The sequence below is a fragment of the Acidisphaera sp. S103 genome (assembly GCF_009765975.1).
GTDB lineage: Bacteria > Pseudomonadota > Alphaproteobacteria > Acetobacterales > Acetobacteraceae > Rhodopila.
Genome location: NZ_LMUJ01000048.1, coordinates 36,678 through 55,985 on the forward strand (window position 1 = coordinate 36,678; position 19,308 = coordinate 55,985).

The window sequence follows — 19,308 nt, forward strand, 5'->3', positions numbered from 1 at the left end:
TGCCCTCGGACAGCAGCTTGTCGGCAACCGTCAGCACGATCTGGGTCGCGTTGTAGTACTGCCGGACGAAGAATTCCATGTTCGCGCCATACTTCGCCTTGAACTCGGCCTCCAACTCGGGCGGCGCGTCGATCCGCACCTGGGTATGGACAAAACCCTCCGACGACGGATCGGCGATTGTTGCCGGATCAGCGAAGAACGTCGTTCCGGCGACGGTGAAGTGCAGGCCAAGCTGCTTGTATTGCTGCGCCATTTGCAGCAATCCGGCGGTGATGGAAACCAGCATCACCTGGGGCTTGGCGGCGGCCAGTTTCAGCAGGGAGGGCCGATAGTCGGTCTGCCCAAACTGAGCCGGCTCCTGCGACAGGATCGTGCCGCCGGCCTCGGGGAAATATTTCACGAAATCGTCCCGTCCGGCGATGCCGGCGGCGTCGTTCTCGAACAGGATGGCGCCCTGCTTCTGGCCCTCGCTGATCAGGTATTTGGAGATGACCTTGACCTCATCCCCGATCGTCGGGAGCGTATTGACCAGGTATGGCGACGCGGTCGCCAACTTGTCGGCCTGCGCGCCAGCATTGACCAGAAGGATCTTCTTGCGCGTTGCCAGCGGTGCCATCGCCAGCGACGGGCCGGAATAGGCGGTGAAGATCATCGGCACATGCTGCAAGTCCGCCAGCTTGTTGAAGCTTAGAATCGACTGGTCGGGTTTCGCCTGGTTGTCCTCGAACAGGACCTCGACCTTGTTGCCGTGCACGCCGCCGGCGGCGTTGGCCTTGTCCACCGCGAACTGGATGCCGCGCATCTGCTCCGTGCCGATCATCGCACCGGGGCCGGTCAGCGGCAGGATGGCACCGAAACGGATGGTATCCGCTCGGGCACCCGTCACCGCCAGCATGGCTGCAAGTGCCCCGATTCCATAGCGCAAGAGATGCCGCATCGACGTTTCCTCATCCGGTTGCGGGGAGCCATATGCGGGCCGCCAGCCGGGGTCAAGGCCAGCACGGCGGTGCCGGACGCGGCCCAGGCCGGTTTATCCGGTTTCCCGCGTCAGCAATTCGAATCCCAGGTCCACCCGCCTGGGTCCATCCCGCGAGATGGTCAGTCCGGCGGCGGTTCGTCCGATCGTTTCCCCGTCGATGCGGACAGTGCTGAGCGCCGGGTTGATCAGGCGGCCGGTTTCCAGGTCGCCCAGGCCGATCACGGCAACGTCGTCCGGCACGCGCCGTCCCATGTGGCGCAACCCGGACAGCAGACCGATCGCCAGCGCATCGTTGGCCACGAACACCGCGTCGAGGCCTCGCATTCCGTCCGCGGCCGCCACACCCGCGCCGGCATTGCGCGCGTGCACCACCCGTAGCGGCGCATCCAGGCCGGCCTCCAGCGCGACACGCTGAAAGCCGAGCCACCGCCGCGTTGCCCGTGGGTCGTCGCCACCGAGAAATCCCAGAAGCCGCCGCCCGGACGCGGCGAAATGCCGGGCGACCACAGCCCCGGCCTTCGTATTGTCGAACCCGGCCACGGCATCGATCGGATCGTCGGGCAGGTCCCACGTCTCCACCACCGGAATCCGAGCGCGCCGCAACATCCGGGCGCCGGCGGCGGTCGCGGGTGAGCCGACCATGATCAGTGCCTCCGGCCGCCTTGCCAGCAGCGCGGCCAGCATCTTGTCCTCGCGGTCCGGGTCGTAGCGGGATTGCGCGAGGAACACCGCGTAGCCCAGCGGCTCCAGCGCGTCGGAGATGCCTTGGATGGTATCGGCGAAGATCGCGTTCGCCACGGTCGGGACCAGCACGCCCACCGAACGGGTACGCGCGGAGGCCAACGATCCGGCCACGAGGTTTGGCACGTAGCCAAGGGCGAGCATCGCGGCCTCGACACGCTGCCGCGTCGGCACCGCGACCAGGGCGGGCAGGCGGACGACGCGGCTGACGGTGATGGGGGACACGCCGGCGTACGCCGCCACCTGCGCCAGGGTGGGCGGTTCGTCGGTCTCGGGCGAAGGCGGGGCCGATTCATCCATGCGGACGCTTTCTTATCACGCATCGCGACGCAAGGGGTTGCGTTTGGAGGAATGACAGCGCTATCATTTGGCACCAACAACGCGGAAGGACGATTCAGGATGCTGTCGGAGCAAGATGTCGCCACCTATCGCCGGGATGGCGTGATCGTGGTGCCGGATGTGCTGGATGCCGCGACGGTTGGCGAAATGCGTCGCGTGGTGGCGGAACTCGTGGCCGGGGCGGCGCAGGTGTCCGAACACAACGATGTCTATGATCTGGAACCGAGCCACACGCAGGCGATGCCGCGGGTGCGGCGGATCAAGGCGCCACACAAGGTGCATGGATTGTTCGATGAGATCGTGCGCGGGCAGCCCGTGATCGACATCCTGACAAAGCTGATTGGTCCCGGTCTGCGGCTGCATGGCTCGAAACTGAACATCAAGGCGGCGCAGTACGGATCGCCGGTGGAATGGCATCAGGATTGGGCATTCTATCCACATACCAACGACGATATCCTGGCGATCGGCGTGCTGCTGGACGACACCGATTTGTCCAATGGCCCGATGCTGGTGACTCCAGGGACGCACACCGGCCCGGTGTGGAACCACCACGGCGAGGACGGCCGTTTCTGCGGACTGATCGACCCCGAAATCATCCGTTCGGAGATCGATCGGGCGATCCCGTGCATGGGTACCGCCGGCAGCATGTCGTTCCACCATGTGCGCGCGCTGCATGGGTCGGCGCTGAACACGTCGAACCGGTCGCGCAACCTGCTGCTGTACGAGGTTGCGGCGAGCGACGCATGGCCGCTGATGGGGGTGAAGGATTTCGACGAATTCAATAGTCGGCTGCTGGCCGGACCGCCGGTGGTGACGCCTCGGCTGGCCGATGTGCCCGTGCGCATGCCACTGCCACCCGCATCGCGGCTGGGGTCGATTTACGAGACGCAACTTGGCGCAACGAAGTCGTATTTCGGCCGAGCCGCCTGAGAGTTGATTGCTTAAGCGGGCGGGAAAACCTGCCCAGCGAGACTGCCTGGGGAAGGAAACGACAATGACGACATCGGGACGCGTACCCGCTCGGGTGGTTCTCGCTGCCTGCGTCGGATCGGCGCTGGAATGGTATGATTTCTTCCTGTACGGCACGGCTGCTGCGCTGGTCTTCGGGCCGCTGTTCTTTCCGAAAAGCGATCCGCTGGTCGGGACTCTGCTGTCATTCCTGACGTTTGGGGTTGGGTTCGTCCTGCGGCCGCTGGGCGGCATCTTCTTCGGCATCATGGGCGACCGGTTCGGCCGCAAGCCGGTGCTGGTGATAACCCTGCTGATGATTGGCGGGGGCACCACGCTCATCGGCGTGCTGCCGACCTATGCCGTCGCGGGTGCATGGGCGCCGATCCTGCTGGTTGCGCTGCGCGCGCTGCAAGGCCTGGGCGCGGGGGCCGAGTATGGCGGCGCGGTCATCCTTCTGGTGGAGTACGCACCGCCTGGCCGGCGCGGCTTCTGGGGCAGTTTCGCACCGATGGGCGTTTCGGTGGGCAACCTGCTTGCCGCGGCGGCCTTCGCACTGGCGACGATGTTGCCGCATGACGCGTTCATGGCCTGGGGCTGGCGGTTGCCGTTCCTGGCCAGCGCGATCCTGATCGCCATTGGTGTCTATGTCCGGTTCCGGGTGATGGAAACCCCGGTATTCAAGGAAGCGGTGGAGCGGCGACAGCTTCGAGAGGCCAATCCAGCCATGGCGGCGCTGCGCCTGAACACACGCAGCTTCTTCGTCGTCCTGGGTGCCAGGATGGCGGAGAATGGGCTTGGATATCTGTTCCCGGTGTTCGGGCTGACGTACGTCACGACCATGCTGGGGATGCCACGCAGTGAGGCCTTGAGCGCCCTGATGGTTTCATTTGTGGTGCAGTTGGTCGGGATCGTCGGTTGGGCTGCGGTGTCCGACCGGGTCGGGCGCCGGCCGGTCTACATGTTCGGTGCCTTGGCTGGTGTCGTGCTGGCCTTTCCGTTCTTCTGGATGGTCGGCACGCGCGAATGGGCCGTCGTCACATTGGCCTTCATCCTGGCGCAGGCCGTCGTGGTTGCGGGGATGTTCGGGCCTCAGGCGGCGTATTTTGCGGAGTTGTTTCCGCCGCAACGACGCTTCGCCGGGTTCGCGTTCGCGCGGGAACTTGGATCGTTGCTGGCAGGTGGCCCGGCGCCGTTCCTGGCGACTGCGCTGGTTGCCTGGGCCGGCGGGGCGTGGTGGCCGGTGGCCTGCTACATTGTCGTGTTGTCCGGCATCACTGCTTTCGCGGTCTGGTGCGGACCGGAGACCTATAAAGACGACATCGCGTCCGTGGATATCGGGGTGGTTGCCCCGGATACCGGGGCGACCCTGTCGGCGAGGGCGTAAGTCTCAATCGATCAGGTGACCTGCAATTCGCCTAGATATGCCTCGCGGATCGACGGGTCGCGCCGCAACTCCGCGGCCGATCCGGACAGCACCACCTTGCCGGTCTGCAACACATAGGCCCGATGGGCGATCGACAACGCCATGTTCGCGTTCTGCTCGACCATGAAGATCGTCATGCCTTGCCGGTTGATTTCCTGGATGATCTCGAACACCTGCTCCACAAAAAGTGGTGACAGACCCATGGACGGTTCGTCCATACAGATCAGTCGTGGCCGAGCCATCAGTGCTCGGCCGATGGCGACCATTTGCTGCTCGCCGCCGGATAATGTGCCCGAAACCTGATTGAGACGTTCCTTTACCCGGGGAAACAACGAATAGACGCGCTCAAGGTCCTGATTGAAGTCAGGACCGCGCTTGCGTGTGTAAGCCCCCATCTCCAGGTTTTCGTACACGGTCATGCGGGGAAACAGCCGCCTGGCCTCCAGCACCGGCGCGATGCCGCGTTTCACCCGTTCTGCTGTCGACATGGTCTCGATCGCCACGCCGTCGAAGATCACCGATCCCGTGGTCGGCCGGACCACGCCCATGATGGTCTTCATCGTGGTCGATTTGCCGCAGGCATTCCCACCCAGCAGTGAAACGATCTCACCCTGGCCGATCGTGTAGTTGACATCCTTCAGCACGTGCAGGTCGCCATAGTGGGTATTCACGTCCTGAAACCGCAGCAACTCAGGCATCGACCGTACCCTTCGCCAGGGTGCCACGGCCCAGATAGGCTTCCAGCACCGCCTCGTTCTTGCGGACCTCGTCGGGCGTGCCTTCGGCGATTTTCTCGCCGTGGTCCAGCACGACGACCTTGTCCGCGAGCCGGGTCACGACATCCAGCTTGTGCTCGATCAGCAGGATGGTCAGACCCAGCGCGTGGAGGCTTTTTATCTGTTCGGCCAGCTCCATCGTCTCCGCCGGGTTCATGCCCGCCGTCGGCTCATCCAGCAGCAGGATCTTTGGCCGGGACGCCAGCGCGCGAGCGATCTCCACCCGCCGTCGGTTGGCATAGGACAGATGACCAACCGTCTGTGTCGCCCGAGGCAGCAGCCGGTTGCCGAACAACCCCAGGATTTCGGTGGCCCAGACGCGTGCCGCCACCTCCTCCCGCCTTGTACCGGGCGGCCGGAACACCGCCGCGATCGGACCGGTTTTTAAACGAGCGTGCTGACCGATCAGCACGTTATCCAGGACCGAAAGATTGGTGAACAGTCGGATGTTCTGGAACGTGCGCGCCACGCCTTCGCGCAGGATCTGGTGTGGCGGCAGCCCCAGCAGATCCTTGCCGTCGAAACGGATCACCCCGCCGTCGTTTTCCGTCAATCCGGTAATGACATTGAACAGCGTCGATTTGCCCGACCCGTTCGGTCCGATCACCGCGACCACACCGCCCGCCGGTACCGTCAGGTCAACCGCGTTCAGCGCCACCAGCCCGCCGTACCGGACGGTGACCCCCTTCACCTCCAACCCGGTATGACCTTCGCGGGCGAATTCGCCCAGGCCGGCCAAAGCGGTGAAGCCGCCACGGCGAACCTCGGCATGCTGCTGCTCGAAGCTTAACGCCGACTGCTTGCGCGTGGCGGGAATCAGCCCGTCCCGGCGATACAGCATCATGAACACCAGGATCAGCCCGAATATCAGCTCGATCGATTCGGTCAGATCGATCCGCAACATCCACGGCTGATGGATCAAGTTGCCCAGGTCGTGGATCCAGCCGGAAATGTCCTCCAGGAACCACGATTGCAGCAGTTGCAGGAACACGGCGCCCAGCACCACGCCCCACACGCTGCCCATGCCGCCAAACACCACCATCACCAGGATCATGACCGAGACAGGAAAGCCGAACATCTCCGGCGTCGCGGTTTGCAGCTTGGCGACGTAGAACGTTCCGGTCGCGCCGGCGAACGCCGCGCCGATAGCGAAGGCCAGCAGCTTGGTGCGCGTGCGATCCACCCCCATCGCCGCCGCCGCCGTCTCATCTTCTCGTATCGCCATCCAGGCTCGTCCGATCCGGCTGTCCCGCAGACGGACACTGACGAACATCAACAGCGCCACCAAGGCGATGGCGACGTAGTAATATGGCCACGCCGCGATCCCGAAACTGTGTCCCAGCAGCCGGGGGGCCTGGACTCCGTTCAGCCCTGCCGCCCCATTGGTCACCGAGTCGACGTTGCGCACCACGATCGGCACGATCTCACCGAATCCAAGCGTCACGATGGCCAGATAATCGCCGCGCAGACGCAATGTCGGCGCGCCGAACAGTACGCCGAAGCCTGCGGCGATCAGGGCCGAGACCGGCAGCATGATCCAGAACGAGACGGTGAAGTGTACCAGGTCGCCGCCTGGATTCGGCACGCGCTGCACCAGTTCCAGCCAGGCGAACGGCTGCCAGAACGGTCCCCAATGCGGCATCACCTGGAACGAGGTCAGGATGCCGTATGCGTAAGCCCCGATGGCGAAGAACGCGGCGTAGCCGAGGTCGAGCAGCCCGGCGAACCCGACGACGATATTCAGCCCCAGCGCCAGGGTTGCGTAGGCCGCCGCGTTGGCCGCGGAGTCGACGTCGGCGTCGTTGTCGTGGATCAACGGGAACGCGATAGCCGCCACCGCGACCAGTAATGTCAGGATCTGCTGGCGGCGTGCCAGCGGGACCCTTGTGAACAGATCGGTCATCGCCGCCATCAGGATTTATTCGGTGCGACCCGGCCCATCAGGCCGGAAGGACGAAACACCAGCACCAGCACGAGGATCGAGAAAATGATCACGTCGGTCCACTCCGTGGCAATGAACTGGCCTCCCATGGATTCTACCAATCCGATGATGACTCCACCGAGCATCGCACCCGGAACATTGCCGATCCCGCCGAGAACGGCGGCTGTGAACGCCCGCAGACCCGCGGTGAAGCCGATGATGAAGCTGGTGAAATTGTAATACAGGCCGAAGATCAGGCCGCCCGCTCCGGCTAGCGCCGATCCGAGGAAGAAGGCGATGATGATGACCCGGTCGACCTCGACGCCCATCATGCGCGCCGCCTCGGGGTCCTGCGCGGTGGCCCGCATCGCCTTGCCCATCTTGGACCGTTGGACAAACACGTGCAGCCCCAGCATCAGCAGCACCGAAATGACCCAGATCAGCACTTCCCGCAGGCGCAGCACGGCATCGCCCAATGCCCATTGGATTGGCGGCAGCGGATTCGGATAATTCTTCGAATCCGCCCCCACCGTCAGTAGGATGATGTTGAACAGGATGTAGGATACACCGATCGTGGTGATCATCGCCGCCGGCCCCTTGACGTTGCGCAGGGGCCGCAGAGACAGCCGCTCGATCACCACGCCCAGACCGCCGGACAGCAGCATGGTGACGAACAACGCCACCAGCATGACGCCGATCAGCGGCAGTCCGGTCATGACCACCGCCTGACCGTTGATGCCCATAAGCTGCAACGTCCACATGCCGATGAAGCTGCCGACCATGAAGACGTTGAAGTGGGCGAAGTTTATCAACTCCAAAATGCCATAGACCAGGGTGAACCCGAGGGCGAGCAATGCATACATCGCCCCCAGGCTCAGTCCGTTGATCGTCTGCTGCAGCAGCAGATCGCTGAACGTCATGCGTCAGGCCGACGGCGCCGCGCCGATATAGTGGTAGTTTCTCATATCCTCCGGCGTGATGTCCTTGTCCTGCCTGATCTGGAAGACGCTGATCGTCTTGTCCTGCAGGTCGCCGTTGGCGTCGAACGAAACCGGACCCTGCAAGGTGTTGACTTTCACCGCCTGGATCGCATCGCGGACCGCAGCGCGCGTCGGCTCCTTCCCGCCCTCGCTGGTCGCCTTGATCGCGGCGAGAATGACCGTCGCCGCGTCGAACGCCGTCACCGCGTAATCGTCCGGATCGACGTTGAATTTTGCCTTGTACGCCTTCACCCATTGCGTCATTTTCGCCTCCTCGGTGACGTGCGGAGAGGCAACGGTCGCGTACCAGCCTTGGTTGGCGGGATAGGCCACGCCGGTCAGCATCTCCGGCCCATACACCCCGTCGCCACCGCCTTTGATCATCTTCGGCACGATGTCATAGGACTGCTTGGCCAGCTTCACCCCGGCTTGCAGCACCCCACCGTAGTAGATGGCGTCCGGGTTCAGCGACTTGATCTTGGTCAGCACGGTCGTGTAGTCGGCGGCCTTCGGGTCCAACCGGTCGCGGCCGACAATCTTAATGCCTTTCTTCTCGGCCTGCCCCTGGAACGCATCCGCCAGCCCGACGCCATAGGCGCCGCTGTCGTCGAGAAGGTACACGGTCTTCACGTGCAGCACGTCGGCGTAATAATTGGCCATGTACGGGCCCTGGTACGCGTCGGTGGCGACGGTGCGGAAATAGATCGCCTTGCCTTCCGGCTTGTACTGTGCCGCGAACTTCGGATTCGTAATGTCCGGGTTCGTCGAGCTTGGTGTGATGATGGCAAGGTTGCCCTCGCTGAGGATCGGCGCCATGGCCTTGCCGGCCCCGCTCATTTGCGGGCCGATTGCCGCTACCGTTGCCTTGTTGGACACCATCTTGCGCGCATTGGTCGCCGCCTGTGCCGGATCGTACTGCCCGGCGGTCGCGGTTCCGTCGTCATACGGTGTGACGACGACCTTGTAACCGTTGACGCCGCCCTTCGCATTGGCTTCGTCGAACGCCATGATCGCGCCGTTTTCCATTCGCTTGGCGGATTCGGCGTCGGCGCCGGTCAGTGAGAAATCCAGCCCTACGGTGACGGATTTGTCCTCGGCCCAAAGGGGACGAATACCCAATCCGGCGGTGGCCGCCACGCCGGCGGCGATCCCGACGGCCGCCCGGCGGGTTATTGGACGATTGATCATGATAGCCTCCTTATTCTGCATGGCTCCCATGCAATCAAGCAATCAAACTGGAAGATAAAGCAAGGGGTGGGCCAGTGCGGGTCGGTATCGATAAAAGTCCGCCGAAACCGGCCATTCAGGCAATGAAATCAACATTCACAGAGATCGGGAGGGGCAATCCGGATGGCCGGAATGGCTTCCAAAAAAGCACACTGCCGAAGATTGTGGCACCTGTTGCGCCTCGGCCCTGGACCACCGGCGATTCATGACGCCAGTCTGCCCCCGTTGGGGGGCGATTCACCCCTGAAGCGGTGAGGGCATTAGATGGCACAGCAACTCCGCATCCTGCAGTCCCTTTGGGCAATGGAGCGGCGCCGGCCGGATGGGGCGGAGTGGCTGCTGGATACCCAGCTTCGGATGATCCGGGATGCCGGCTATGACGGCGTCGGCGTCCGTTTCGTTGATCCGGCGTTTGCCCGGACGGTCACACGGTTCATGCGGGATCACGGCATGATCTGGCAGGCCCAATGCTACCCGAAGACGGTCGACGACCTGCGGCCGGTCTTGGACCTTGTGCGGGAACTGGGGGCGGATCACGTCAACCTGCAACCCGACGTGCGGCCGATGCGGATTTCCGACTGCGTGCCGCTGCTGGAGGGATGGCGGCGGCTGGCCGATGAGGCCGGCGTGGCGGTGAACATCGAGACCCATCGCGACCGCATGACCACCGATCTGCATTTCACCCTGCGGCTGCTGGCGTGCTTTCCGGACCTGCGCCTGACCGCCGATTTGTCGCACTACGTGGTTGGACGGGAATTTGCCTGGCCGGTGGATGAGGTAAACCACGCACACATCCATCGGCTGCTGGATAATACATGGGCGCTGCACGGGCGGGTCGCCAGCCGGGAGCAGGTTCAGGTGCAGCTCGGATTTCCGCAGCATCAGGGCTGGGTGTCGCTGTTCATGGGCTGGTGGGAATATGGCATCCGGTCGTGGCGAAAGCGGGCAGGGCCTGACGCCGTGCTGACGTTTCTGTGCGAACTCGGACCTCCGACCTACGCGATCACCGGCGCGGACGGGTACGAACTGACGGAGCGGTGGGATGAGGCGCTGGTCATGAAAGACATGATCCGCGGGTTGTGGGATCGGATCGCCCGGGAGGATTAGGGTTTGGAAGGGATCGGACAGGTCGGGCTTGTGCTGAGGGTTTGATGACGGCTTGGGAGAATATGGGGTCGTGTAAACACTGTGGATGAGTAGTCCGCTGTAACGACTGCCCGGAGTCAGGTATAGGCGGCACATGCTGCCCGGGTGTCGTAGAGTGCGGAGGAAACGGATCGTTTCACGTCGCTACGCGGCGATGCGGATTTGATGTCACCCCACAAACCGTGGGGCGACATCACACCGCGTCGTCTGGAAATGTCAGACGGGATCCCAGCCAAACACCTCACCCGAGCGGTCCAGCGGCATGAATGCTGCTTTCATTGCCGGAATGGCGCGTTCGGCGATCGTCTCCGGGGTCCAGCCTTCCGCGCTGTGCACGATGCGGATGGGGCGCGGCGAACTGAACAGGATCATCTCATTCATCCGGCAGCCGAACACCTGGCCGGTCACGTGCTTCGCCGCATCCGACGAGAGGAAAACCGCCATCGGTGCATTTTTGTCCGGTGTCATCTGCTGGATTTTTGCCACCCGTGCCTGTTGCTCCGGCGTGGTCGCGGGGATGGAGCTGGTCATCCGGCTCCAGGCGAACGGGGCGATGCAGTTGGAGCGGACGTTGTAGCGCTGCATGTCCAGCGCGATCGATTTTGACAACGCGGTCATGCCAAGCTTGGCAGCCGAGTAGTTTGCCTGGCCGAAATTGCCGATCAGACCGGACGTGCTGCTCATATGCACGAACGTGCCGCTTTCCTGCTTGCGGTAGTGTTCGGCGGCGGCGCGGGAGACGAAGAAGCTGCCGTTCAGGTGGACGGCGATGACGGACAGCCAGTCGTCTTCGGTCATCTTGTGGAAGATCACGTCGCGCAGGATGCCCGCATTGTTCACCACGGCGTCGATCCGGCCGAAATGGTCCAACGCGGCCTGGACAATCTTCTGCGCCGAACCCCAGGCGGCGACCGATTCCGTGCAGATCTCGGCGACGCCGCCTTTCTGCTCGATCAACTGCTTGGTTTGCTGCGCCGGGCTGGCGGACCCGCCCTCACCGGTCAGCGACGCGCCGATATCGGCGACGATGACCTTGGCGCCCGCGGCCGCCATCATCAGGGCGATTTCCCGCCCGATCCCGCCGCCCGCCCCGGTCACGACCGCGACTTTACCTTCCATCATGCCTGGCATCATTTCCTCCTTGATGTGACGGCGGCGAACCTAGGCGGGTCCAACACGGTTGTGAACCCGGTTGTGGTTTCGCCGGTCGACGGCTGAGTGCGCGCGTTTGGGGTTGATCGCGCAGGCGATCTTCGGGCGAGCGACGGGACTCCAGGCCGTCTGATGCGGGGCTTCGGGGTACAGCTTTCATGCACTCTGTTTGCGGGTGGCCCGAGTTCGTGTCGTCCGCGTTCAGCTTGGGTTGTGATGATCGGGAAATTGACGATTGATTAGGCCGTTTTCTCCTTCGGACGCCGCCCCTCGATTGGCGCACCCAGGGCGAATGGCATAGGCTGGTCCCCAACCACCAACCGCCCAGGACACCCCATGACCATCCTCCCCGGCTTCACACTGACCGACATTCAGACCTCCGGTGCCACCATCCGCCTGCGCCATGGCGGCAAAGGCCCGGGCCTGCTGCTGCTGCACGGCAACCCGCTGACCCATGTCGCCTGGCACAAGGTCGCCCCGCGCCTGGCCGAACATTTCCATGTCGTCGCCGCCGACCTGCGCGGCTATGGCGACAGTTCCGCCCCAGCCGAACTCCCCGACTCGTCCAACTACTCATTCCGAGCCATGGCGCAGGACCAGGTGGAGGTGATGAAGGCGCTCGGGCACGACAAGTTCTATGTCGCGGGGCACGACCGGGGTGGACGCACCACGCATCGCATGTGCCTCGACCATCCCGACAAGGTGCTGAAGGCGGCGATCATCGACATCGTGCCCACGCTCGACATGTGGGCGGCGATGGACAAGGACGCGGCGATCAGCGGCTGGCACTGGCCGTTCATGGCGCAGCCGCAGGGCTTCCCGGAGATGTTCTTCAATGCCGTGGACCCCGACTGGTTCATGCGCAAGAAGCTGCTGAAGCTGACCAAGGACCTTAGCCACATCCCGCCGGAGATCTGGTCCGAATACGTCCGTTGCTTCAATGCCAAGACCATCGCCGGGTCCTGCGGCGACTACCGGGCGGCGGCGACGATCGACTGTGAGCTGGATACGGCCGATCTGCACCGCAAGCTGGCGATGCCCATCCTGGCGCTGTGGGGTGCCTCCAGCAGCGTCGGCAAGCGCTTCGCCGATCCGCTGGGCCTGTGGCGCCAGCGGGCGGAGGACGTGCGTGGCGAGGCGCTGCCCAGCGGCCACTACGTCAACGAGGAAGCCCCCGAACAGGTGCTGGACTGGTTCCTGCGGTTCTTCGGCGAAGCTCGGTAGCCGGTCGCACACAAAACCGTTCTCCCAGGCGTGCTCTTACGCATTCGTAATGCGCGAGAGCACGCTGTTTGCTACATCATGGCGCTGCTGGTCTTCGGGCCACGGCCCAGGGTCGGCGCAAAACAAAAGCTATAATAGCACCCTGGGAGAACAAATCGTGATCAATCGACGGACTATCCTGACCACGGGGGTCGCCGCCGCGGCGGGATCCCTGCTGACCACCGGCGCTCGCGCCGCTGACATGCCGGGCGTTACCGCGACGTCGCTCAAGATCGGCAACACGATGCCGTATAGCGGGCCGGCGTCTTCCTACAGCGTGATCGGCCGGACCGAGAGCGCCTTCTTCAAGATGATCAACGACCAGGGTGGCGTGGACGGCCACAAGATCGACTTCATCTCACTCGATGACGGCTACAGTCCACCGAAGACGGTGGAACAGATCCGCCGCCTGGTCGAGCAGGATGAGGTCGCCTTTACCTTCCAGACCCTCGGCACGCCCTGCAACTCGGCGATCGCGGAATACATGAACCACAAGAAGATTCCGCAGTTGTTCGTGGGGTCCGGTGCCAGCAAGTGGAGCGATTACAAGAAATATCCGTGGACGATGGGCTGGCAGCCCAACTACCGGACCGAGGCGCAGATCTACGCCAAATACATGCAGGCGAACGTCAAGAACCCGAAGATGGGTATTCTGTTTCAGAATGACGATTTCGGTAAGGATTATCCGGCTGGGGTGAGGGATATCCTGGGGGATGACTGGGATAAGATCGTGGTGAAATCGGTCAGTTACGAGACAACCGATACGAAGATCGATTCGCAGATCGCCGAACTGCAAGGGTCCGGCGCCAACGTGTTCCTGTTCGCGGGAATTCCCAAGTTCGCCGCGCAGTCGATCCGCAAGGTCTACGACCTGCAATGGAAGCCGACTTTCTTCATGACCAACGTGTCGATCTCGGTGGGCACGGTGATGCAGCCGGCCGGGCCGGAGAAGGCTGTCGGCATGCTCAGCACACAATATCTGAAGGACCCGACCGATCCGTCCTGGACAAATGACCCGGATATGAAGACGTGGCGGGCGTTCATGGCCAAATACTTGCCGGATGGCGACACGACCGATGCGTCCACCGTGTTCGCGTATGGGATCAGCACGACGATGCTGCAGGTGTTGAAGCAGTGCAAAGGCGATTTCTCGCGGGCGAACGTGATGAAGGAGGCGCAGAACCTGCGTGACAACACCAACCCGATCCTGCTGCCGGGGATCAAGATCGGCACCAGCCTGACCGACCATCGGCCGATCAAGGCGATGCAGTTCCAGAAATGGGATGGCAAGACCTGGGTGCGCTTCGGTGACATGATTGAGGGCGCGAACGTTTAACGGGCGGGCGGCGATCCGTGGTGACGGGCTGAGGACCGTTATCCGCAGCCTTGCCGCGGCGAGGGCTGGCACCGTGCCGGCTATGACGGGGAGAGTGCCTGGCCGGACGGCGCCTCGGTGCCGTCCGGTCTGGCGCGGTTCGTGCCGTGCTGGCAAGATCGGGGCGGATGAGATGGGCCGTTCGGGGCCCGGTCACGGAGGGTCCCGATGTTCGATACGCAAAACATACAAACCGAGCCTGGGCTGGTGTTCGATGTTTCGGTTGCCGGGCCGGTGGATGGGCCGCTGGTGTTGATGCTGCACGGCTTCGGCGTGTCTCGGTTTTACTGGAACGCGCAGGTCGAGGCTCTGGCGGATGCCGGCTACCGAACCGTCGCGCCCAACCAGCGCGGTTATGCCGCCGGCGCTCGGCCTGACCCGGCGGATTTCCCGCGTTATCACATCGATCTTCTCATTGCCGACGCCATGGCCATCGCGGGCGCGTTTGGGCGCGATCGCTTCCATTTGGCCGGCCACGATTGGGGCGGGAGTTTGTCGTGGGAGGTCGCGGATCGCTTTCCCGAACGGCTGGCCTCGCTGACGATGCTGTCGCGGCCGCATCCGCGGGCGTTCCTCGCGGCGCTGGCGATGCCGGACGGTGAGCAGAAGCGCCGGTCGGGGCATCATAGCCGCTTTCTCGAACCGCAGGCCGGGCCGGACATCCTGGCCGACGACGTCAAATGGCTGCGCACGCGGCTGAAGGCCAACGGGGTTCCGCCGGAGGCGATCGAGCGGCATCTGTCGGTCATCGGCAACCCCGCCGCGATGGAGGCGGCTCTGGCATGGTACCGGGCTCGGGGTGTGCGCCATGAACCCGTGGGTCCGACCAAAGTGCCCACGCTGTTCATCTGGGGCGACGCCGACGACACAGTGGGGCGCCCGGCGGCGGAGGGCACCGCCGAATTCATCGCCGCGCCCTATCAGTTCGCGGCGTTATCGGGCGTCGGCCACTATGCCGCCGACCAGGTGCCGGATCAGGTTAATGCGCTGATGCTGGCGCATCTGGCGCGCCACCCGATATCGTGAGCAGCGTCAGCTTGGCGCGGGACTCCGGCGGGATCGGTACCGGTTTCTGCACGCCGCGTTCCACGAACACGTGGACAAAATGGCCCTCGGCCGCGGCGGTGTCGTCGTCGTTGCGAAAAATGCCGATTTCGTAGCGGACGGAACTGCGGCCGATCGAGGCGACCCGGATGCCGACGTTCACCCGGTCCGGAAACGCCAGCGAGGCGTGATAGCGGCAGGCCACCTCGGCCACCACGCAATGCACCGGGCCGTCCAGCAGGCCGACGACCTTCTCCGTCATTTCATAATAGGTGACGGCGGTGTCGAAATAGGAGAAGTAGTTGACGTTGTTCACGTGCTGAAACACGTCGTTGTCCATCCACCGCGTGGTGATGGCATGGAACCAGCGATAATCGGCGCGTTTCCCGGGCGGTTGGCGGCTCATCGTGTCGTGCGTCCTGCGTGGAGTAACTGGTGTCTCCCTTAGCTGACCGTCGGTTCATTGGACAGGCTGCGTGCCAGGCGCTACACGCCGCGCCTGCCGATTGAAGGGATGGCCGTGCCGTATCGCCTGAAGACGCTGACCCTGCTGGCCGCCCTGCTGCTGCCGGCGATCGCCCAAGCGCACGCGATCCTGGAGGAAAGCACGCCGCCGGCCGGGGCCTCGGTGAAGGCGGGGCCGCTCGATCTGCGGCTGCGCTACAACAGCCGGATCGACCAGGGACGGTCGAGGCTGACGCTGATCCGGCCGGATCATGCCAAGGACACGATCCCGATCGACGCCGACGGTCCGCCCGACATCCTGAGCGCTCATCTGACGCTGACCCCCGGCGCCTATATCGTCCGGTGGCAGGTGCTGGCGGTAGACGGCCATATCACCCGTGGCGATGTGCCGATCACCGTGACGGCGCCCTGACCGATGGATCTGCTGGTCGATCTGTTCGGCTACCTGTCGATCGTCGTTCACGGCCTGACGATCTTGTCGCAGTCGATGGCGCTGGGCGGCGTGCTGTTCCTGGTGCTGCTGGCCCGCCCACTGGCCCCACGGCTGGGGCGGACGGGGATCGCCGACGGCACGGCTCGCATTGCCGGCTATGCCGCGTTGGGTTTGCTACTGGCTGAGGCGGCGACGGTGGCGCTGCAGACCGCCGTGCTGGTGGATACGGTCGACCTGACCGTGCTGGACGTGCTGCACGCGCAGTTCGCCGTGGCCGGCATCGTGAAGACCGCCGCCGCGGTGACGATGGCTGGCCTGCTGCTGCGTCTGAAGGGGCAGGTGCCCGCGTTGCCGCTGCTGGCGTTGACGGCCATCGAACTGGCGGCCGCGACCCTGACGACGCATGCGGCCGCTCGGTTGGACAATCGGGGCTGGCTGCTGGCGGTGGAAGGGCTGCACCAACTGGGGGCGGCGATCTGGATCGGCGGCATCCCGTGCTTCCTGCTGACCCTGGCGCGAGTCCGTGACGGCATCACGTTCCGCGAGGTTGGGTCTCGGTTTTCCCGCATGTCGATGGCGGGCGTCGCCTGCATCCTGGTCAGCGGCATCACCATGAGCCTGCTGTATATCGGTAGTTGGCAGGGCTTCTATGGCACCGCCTTCGGCGTGATGGTCGGGGCCAAGATCGCCATGTTCCTGATGCTGCTGGGGCTGGGCGGCATGAACTTCCTGCTGGTGGAGCGGCTGCGGACCAACCCGCTGACGTCCATCAACCGCTTGCGGCGATTCGCCGAAGTCGAATTCGGCATCGGCATTGCGATCTTTTTTGCTGCCGCGTCGCTGACCTCGGTTCCGCCCGCGGTGGACCTGACGCAGGACCGTGTGAGTTGGCACGAGATCGTGGAGCGCAACATCCCTGAATGGCCGCGTCTGAGCAGCCCTGACCACGACACGTTGGCGCTGCCGGCGTTGCAGGAGAAGTTGGATCAGGAGGCGGTGGCGACGAAGGCGAAGCCTCAGGTGGCGTTCGTGCCGGGGTCGGGCGAGTTGCCGCCGCGCAATGCGGCCGACATCGCGTGGTCGGAATACAACCACCACTGGGCGGGCCTGATCGTCGGGTTGGTCGGGCTGCTGGCGCTGCTGAACCGAGCGGGGGTGCGTTGGGCTCGGCATTGGCCGTTGGCGTTCCTGGGGCTGGCGGTGTTTCTGTTCTTCCGTTCCGACCCGGAAACGTGGCCGATGGGCGATATCGGCTTCCTGGACAGTTTTCGCGATGTGGAGGTGGTGCAGCATCGGTTTTTCGTGCTGCTGATCGTCGTGTTCGCGTTCTTCGAGTGGCGGGTTCGCACGGCGGCTCGGGTCAACCGGTATGCGGTGCTGGTGTTTCCGCTGCTGTGCGCGGCCGGCGGCACGATGTTGCTGACCCACAGCCACGCGATCGCCAATGTGAAAGATCAGTTGTTGATCGAGCTGACCCATACGCCGCTGGCGCTGGCCGGGATCGCCGCGGGATGGGCGCGGTGGCTGGAGATTAGACTGAACCCGCGGGACAATCCGGTCGCGTGGCAGATCGCCAGTTGGGTCTGGCCGATGTGCATCCTGTTCTGCGGCCTGCTGTTGCTGGGGTATCGGGAGGCGTAGCGCTTACGCGGGCAGCAGGCCCGCCGTACGATAGCTGTCGATCAGGGCGTCGTAGAGCGAGACGTCGGAGCGGCTTCTCGCGATCAGTTGCGCGCCGGCTATGGCGGCGAAGATGGCGCGCCCCCTGGGTTCGCTGTCTTCGGGGGCGACCACTGAGGCGGCGGATAGGAGCTTGCTCAGCCACGCTACGTTGATGTCCGCGAAGGTCTGGACCTCTCGCTTTACCGGGTCCGGCAGGTCGTCGTATTCGGCGGCCATGATGCTGCAGAGGCACATGCGGTTGTCTTTTTCGAGCGCTCTGCGGAACACGTCGGGATATCGGCGCAGGCAACGGATCGGGTCGGGGGTTTCGGCCGACATGGCTTCGAGGGCTGCGGCCGTGTCCTCCCAATAGCGACGTGCCACCGCTGTGCCGAGATCGGCCTTGCTGGGGAAGTGGTAGTAGATGCTGGCGGCCTTGATGCCGACTTCGTCCGCGAGATCGCGGAAGTTCAAGCCGTTGTAGCCATGCGCCTGTGCCGTTCGTTTAGCCGCCGCGAGGATGGCTTCCTTGGAGGTGGAACTCATTTTGATGTCCATTGCCTATCAAGTGGTAGATAGACGTTGACCGCGGCAATTGGAAGCCGTATGGATTGTCTACCAACTGGCAGGTAGAAATGTGACATGAAGATTTACGATTGGTCCACCGGGCCTTATCCGGCCCGTGTGCGTATCGCTTTGGCGGAGAAGAACCTGGCGTCGCGGGTTCGGTTTGAGACGGTCAATCTCTACAAAGGCGAGCACAAGACGCCGGCGTTTCTGGCCAAGAACTACTCGGGCACGTTGCCGGTGCTGGAACTCGACGATGGGACCTTTATTGCCGAATGCACTGCCATTACCGAATATCTCGACGCGCTTGATGGCACGCCTACGCTGACCGGTCGGACACCGCGCGAAAAGGGTCTGATCCACATGATGAGCAAGCGCGCCGAGTTGGAGTTGCTCGACGCCATCAGTGTTTATTTCCACCATGCCACGCCGGGGCTCGGACCGGATGTCGAGATTTACCAGAACGCCGAATGGGGGCTGCGTCAGCGCGACAAAGCTGTGCGCGGTATGCGCTACTTCGATTCGGTTCTGAGGGGGCAGCCGTTCGTTGCCGGTGAGACTTTCTCGATGGCTGATATCACGGTCATCGGCGGGCTGATCTTTGCCGGTCTGGTGAAGGTGCCGGTGCCTGCCGAATGCGAGGCGCTTCTGGCTTGGTACGCGAGGATGCAGGAGCGGCCAAGCGTGAAGCACAGGGTGACGATGTCGGAGCCGTCTGTTTGAGGTCGTTGTCTGTCCATCCGTCATGCTGACGAAGGTCAGCATCCACGCCTTTCCTGGCGCGAAACGAAGGCGTGGATGGCGGGCCTTCGCCCGCCATGACGGGGGCGCAACGGTACCGGCGGGGCAGCACGACCGACGGGA

Annotated in this window: 18 protein-coding genes; 9 read left to right on the plus strand and 9 right to left on the minus strand. The window is 63.8% G+C overall.

The features are described from left to right. Together GSQ89_RS12725 and GSQ89_RS12730 are read right to left on the minus strand one after the other, a co-directional pair. Positions 1-937, minus strand: a 937-nt coding sequence (locus tag GSQ89_RS12725; protein ID WP_158925644.1) for an ABC transporter substrate-binding protein, incomplete at its 3' end; no start/stop codon positions are given. Positions 938-1,030: 93 nt separating this feature from the next. Further along, the gene (locus GSQ89_RS12730; protein ID WP_158925646.1) at positions 1,031-2,020 is read right to left on the minus strand and encodes a LacI family DNA-binding transcriptional regulator; all 990 of its coding nucleotides are present in this window, start codon (positions 2,018-2,020) and stop codon (positions 1,031-1,033) included. A 99-nt stretch (positions 2,021-2,119) separates the two neighbouring features. On the opposite strand from GSQ89_RS12730, the gene GSQ89_RS12735 reads away from it, so the two are divergent. Both GSQ89_RS12735 and GSQ89_RS12740 read left to right on the plus strand, forming a co-directional pair. Then, on the plus strand, positions 2,120-2,989 hold the full coding sequence (locus GSQ89_RS12735; RefSeq protein WP_158925648.1) for a phytanoyl-CoA dioxygenase family protein: 870 nt from the start codon (positions 2,120-2,122) through the stop codon (positions 2,987-2,989). A 64-nt stretch (positions 2,990-3,053) separates the two neighbouring features. Continuing rightward, entirely contained in the window at positions 3,054-4,394 is a 1,341-nt protein-coding gene (locus tag GSQ89_RS12740; protein WP_158925650.1) for an MFS transporter, read from the plus strand. An 11-nt stretch (positions 4,395-4,405) separates the two neighbouring features. Here the strand turns inward: GSQ89_RS12740 and GSQ89_RS12745 are convergent, their stop codons facing one another. Genes GSQ89_RS12745 through GSQ89_RS12760 form a run of 4 tightly spaced genes read right to left on the minus strand, consistent with a single transcriptional unit; the run spans position 4,406 to position 9,298 of the window. Further along, positions 4,406-5,131, minus strand: a complete 726-nt coding sequence (locus tag GSQ89_RS12745; protein ID WP_158925652.1) for an ABC transporter ATP-binding protein — start codon at positions 5,129-5,131, stop codon at positions 4,406-4,408. Then, positions 5,124-7,112: an ABC transporter permease subunit gene (locus GSQ89_RS12750; protein ID WP_158925654.1), complete on the minus strand. Its 1,989-nt coding sequence runs from the start codon at positions 7,110-7,112 to the stop codon at positions 5,124-5,126. Before GSQ89_RS12750 ends, GSQ89_RS12745 begins: the two co-directional genes overlap by 8 nt. 8 nt (positions 7,113-7,120) lie before the next feature. Then, positions 7,121-8,050, minus strand: a complete 930-nt coding sequence (locus GSQ89_RS12755; protein ID WP_158925656.1) for a branched-chain amino acid ABC transporter permease — start codon at positions 8,048-8,050, stop codon at positions 7,121-7,123. A 3-nt stretch (positions 8,051-8,053) separates the two neighbouring features. Beyond that, positions 8,054-9,298: a branched-chain amino acid ABC transporter substrate-binding protein gene (locus tag GSQ89_RS12760; protein ID WP_158925658.1), complete on the minus strand. Its 1,245-nt coding sequence runs from the start codon at positions 9,296-9,298 to the stop codon at positions 8,054-8,056. Between the two features lie 303 nt (positions 9,299-9,601). Here GSQ89_RS12760 and GSQ89_RS12765 point away from each other — a divergent pair, with 303 nt between their 5' ends. Next, a complete protein-coding gene (locus tag GSQ89_RS12765) occupies positions 9,602-10,444 on the plus strand; it encodes a sugar phosphate isomerase/epimerase (protein ID WP_158925660.1) in 843 nt (280 codons plus the stop codon). A 255-nt stretch (positions 10,445-10,699) separates the two neighbouring features. Here GSQ89_RS12765 and GSQ89_RS12770 read toward each other — a convergent pair whose 3' ends face one another. Further along, complete coding sequence (locus tag GSQ89_RS12770; RefSeq protein ID WP_158925662.1) at positions 10,700-11,614, minus strand: SDR family NAD(P)-dependent oxidoreductase; 915 nt, start codon at positions 11,612-11,614, stop codon at positions 10,700-10,702. A 357-nt stretch (positions 11,615-11,971) separates the two neighbouring features. On the opposite strand from GSQ89_RS12770, the gene GSQ89_RS12775 reads away from it, so the two are divergent. The 3 genes from GSQ89_RS12775 to GSQ89_RS12785 all read left to right on the plus strand — a co-directional run bounded on the left by GSQ89_RS12775 (position 11,972) and on the right by GSQ89_RS12785 (position 15,299). Next, on the plus strand, positions 11,972-12,859 hold the full coding sequence (locus tag GSQ89_RS12775; protein WP_158925664.1) for an alpha/beta fold hydrolase: 888 nt from the start codon (positions 11,972-11,974) through the stop codon (positions 12,857-12,859). A gap of 157 nt (positions 12,860-13,016) precedes the next feature. Then, complete coding sequence (locus GSQ89_RS12780; protein WP_216856139.1) at positions 13,017-14,234, plus strand: ABC transporter substrate-binding protein; 1,218 nt, start codon at positions 13,017-13,019, stop codon at positions 14,232-14,234. 207 nt (positions 14,235-14,441) lie between these two features. Continuing rightward, positions 14,442-15,299 carry an alpha/beta fold hydrolase gene (locus tag GSQ89_RS12785; RefSeq protein WP_158925668.1) on the plus strand — a complete coding sequence of 286 codons (858 nt, stop codon included), beginning with the start codon at positions 14,442-14,444 and terminating at the stop codon, positions 15,297-15,299. Here the strand turns inward: GSQ89_RS12785 and GSQ89_RS12790 are convergent. Beyond that, on the minus strand, positions 15,253-15,723 hold the full coding sequence (locus tag GSQ89_RS12790; RefSeq protein WP_158925670.1) for a thioesterase family protein: 471 nt from the start codon (positions 15,721-15,723) through the stop codon (positions 15,253-15,255). The two genes, GSQ89_RS12785 and GSQ89_RS12790, sit on opposite strands and share 47 nt — an antisense overlap. 57 nt (positions 15,724-15,780) lie before the next feature. Between GSQ89_RS12790 and GSQ89_RS12795 the strand changes: the two genes are divergently transcribed. Beyond that, positions 15,781-16,194, plus strand: coding sequence for a copper resistance CopC family protein (locus GSQ89_RS12795; RefSeq protein WP_216856140.1), 414 nt, complete (start codon positions 15,781-15,783; stop codon positions 16,192-16,194). Positions 16,195-16,197: 3 nt separating this feature from the next. Then, positions 16,198-17,856 carry a copper resistance D family protein gene (locus GSQ89_RS12800; protein ID WP_158925672.1) on the plus strand — a complete coding sequence of 553 codons (1,659 nt, stop codon included), beginning with the start codon at positions 16,198-16,200 and terminating at the stop codon, positions 17,854-17,856. 3 nt (positions 17,857-17,859) lie between these two features. Here GSQ89_RS12800 and GSQ89_RS12805 read toward each other — a convergent pair whose 3' ends face one another. Then, positions 17,860-18,435, minus strand: coding sequence for a TetR/AcrR family transcriptional regulator (locus GSQ89_RS12805; RefSeq protein WP_254073188.1), 576 nt, complete (start codon positions 18,433-18,435; stop codon positions 17,860-17,862). 84 nt (positions 18,436-18,519) lie between these two features. Here GSQ89_RS12805 and GSQ89_RS12810 point away from each other — a divergent pair, with 84 nt between their 5' ends. After that, positions 18,520-19,167, plus strand: coding sequence for a glutathione S-transferase (locus GSQ89_RS12810; RefSeq protein ID WP_158925674.1), 648 nt, complete (start codon positions 18,520-18,522; stop codon positions 19,165-19,167). The last annotated feature ends 141 nt before the right edge of the window (positions 19,168-19,308 follow it).

Excerpts from the sequence above, each read along its gene's own strand:
- GSQ89_RS12730 (WP_158925646.1), bottom strand. The coding sequence starts at position 2,020 with ATGGATGAATCGGCCCCGCCTTCGCCCGAGACCGACGAACCGCCCACC.
- GSQ89_RS12735 (WP_158925648.1), top strand. The coding sequence starts at position 2,120 with ATGCTGTCGGAGCAAGATGTCGCCACCTATCGCCGGGATGGCGTGATC.
- GSQ89_RS12740 (WP_158925650.1), top strand. The coding sequence starts at position 3,054 with ATGACGACATCGGGACGCGTACCCGCTCGGGTGGTTCTCGCTGCCTGC.
- GSQ89_RS12745 (WP_158925652.1), bottom strand. The coding sequence starts at position 5,131 with ATGCCTGAGTTGCTGCGGTTTCAGGACGTGAATACCCACTATGGCGAC.
- GSQ89_RS12750 (WP_158925654.1), bottom strand. The coding sequence starts at position 7,112 with ATGACCGATCTGTTCACAAGGGTCCCGCTGGCACGCCGCCAGCAGATC.
- GSQ89_RS12755 (WP_158925656.1), bottom strand. The coding sequence starts at position 8,050 with ATGACGTTCAGCGATCTGCTGCTGCAGCAGACGATCAACGGACTGAGC.
- GSQ89_RS12760 (WP_158925658.1), bottom strand. The coding sequence starts at position 9,298 with ATGATCAATCGTCCAATAACCCGCCGGGCGGCCGTCGGGATCGCCGCC.
- GSQ89_RS12765 (WP_158925660.1), top strand. The coding sequence starts at position 9,602 with ATGGCACAGCAACTCCGCATCCTGCAGTCCCTTTGGGCAATGGAGCGG.
- GSQ89_RS12770 (WP_158925662.1), bottom strand. The coding sequence starts at position 11,614 with ATGCCAGGCATGATGGAAGGTAAAGTCGCGGTCGTGACCGGGGCGGGC.
- GSQ89_RS12775 (WP_158925664.1), top strand. The coding sequence starts at position 11,972 with ATGACCATCCTCCCCGGCTTCACACTGACCGACATTCAGACCTCCGGT.
- GSQ89_RS12785 (WP_158925668.1), top strand. The coding sequence starts at position 14,442 with ATGTTCGATACGCAAAACATACAAACCGAGCCTGGGCTGGTGTTCGAT.
- GSQ89_RS12790 (WP_158925670.1), bottom strand. The coding sequence starts at position 15,723 with ATGAGCCGCCAACCGCCCGGGAAACGCGCCGATTATCGCTGGTTCCAT.
- GSQ89_RS12800 (WP_158925672.1), top strand. The coding sequence starts at position 16,198 with ATGGATCTGCTGGTCGATCTGTTCGGCTACCTGTCGATCGTCGTTCAC.
- GSQ89_RS12805 (WP_254073188.1), bottom strand. The coding sequence starts at position 18,435 with ATGGACATCAAAATGAGTTCCACCTCCAAGGAAGCCATCCTCGCGGCG.
- GSQ89_RS12810 (WP_158925674.1), top strand. The coding sequence starts at position 18,520 with ATGAAGATTTACGATTGGTCCACCGGGCCTTATCCGGCCCGTGTGCGT.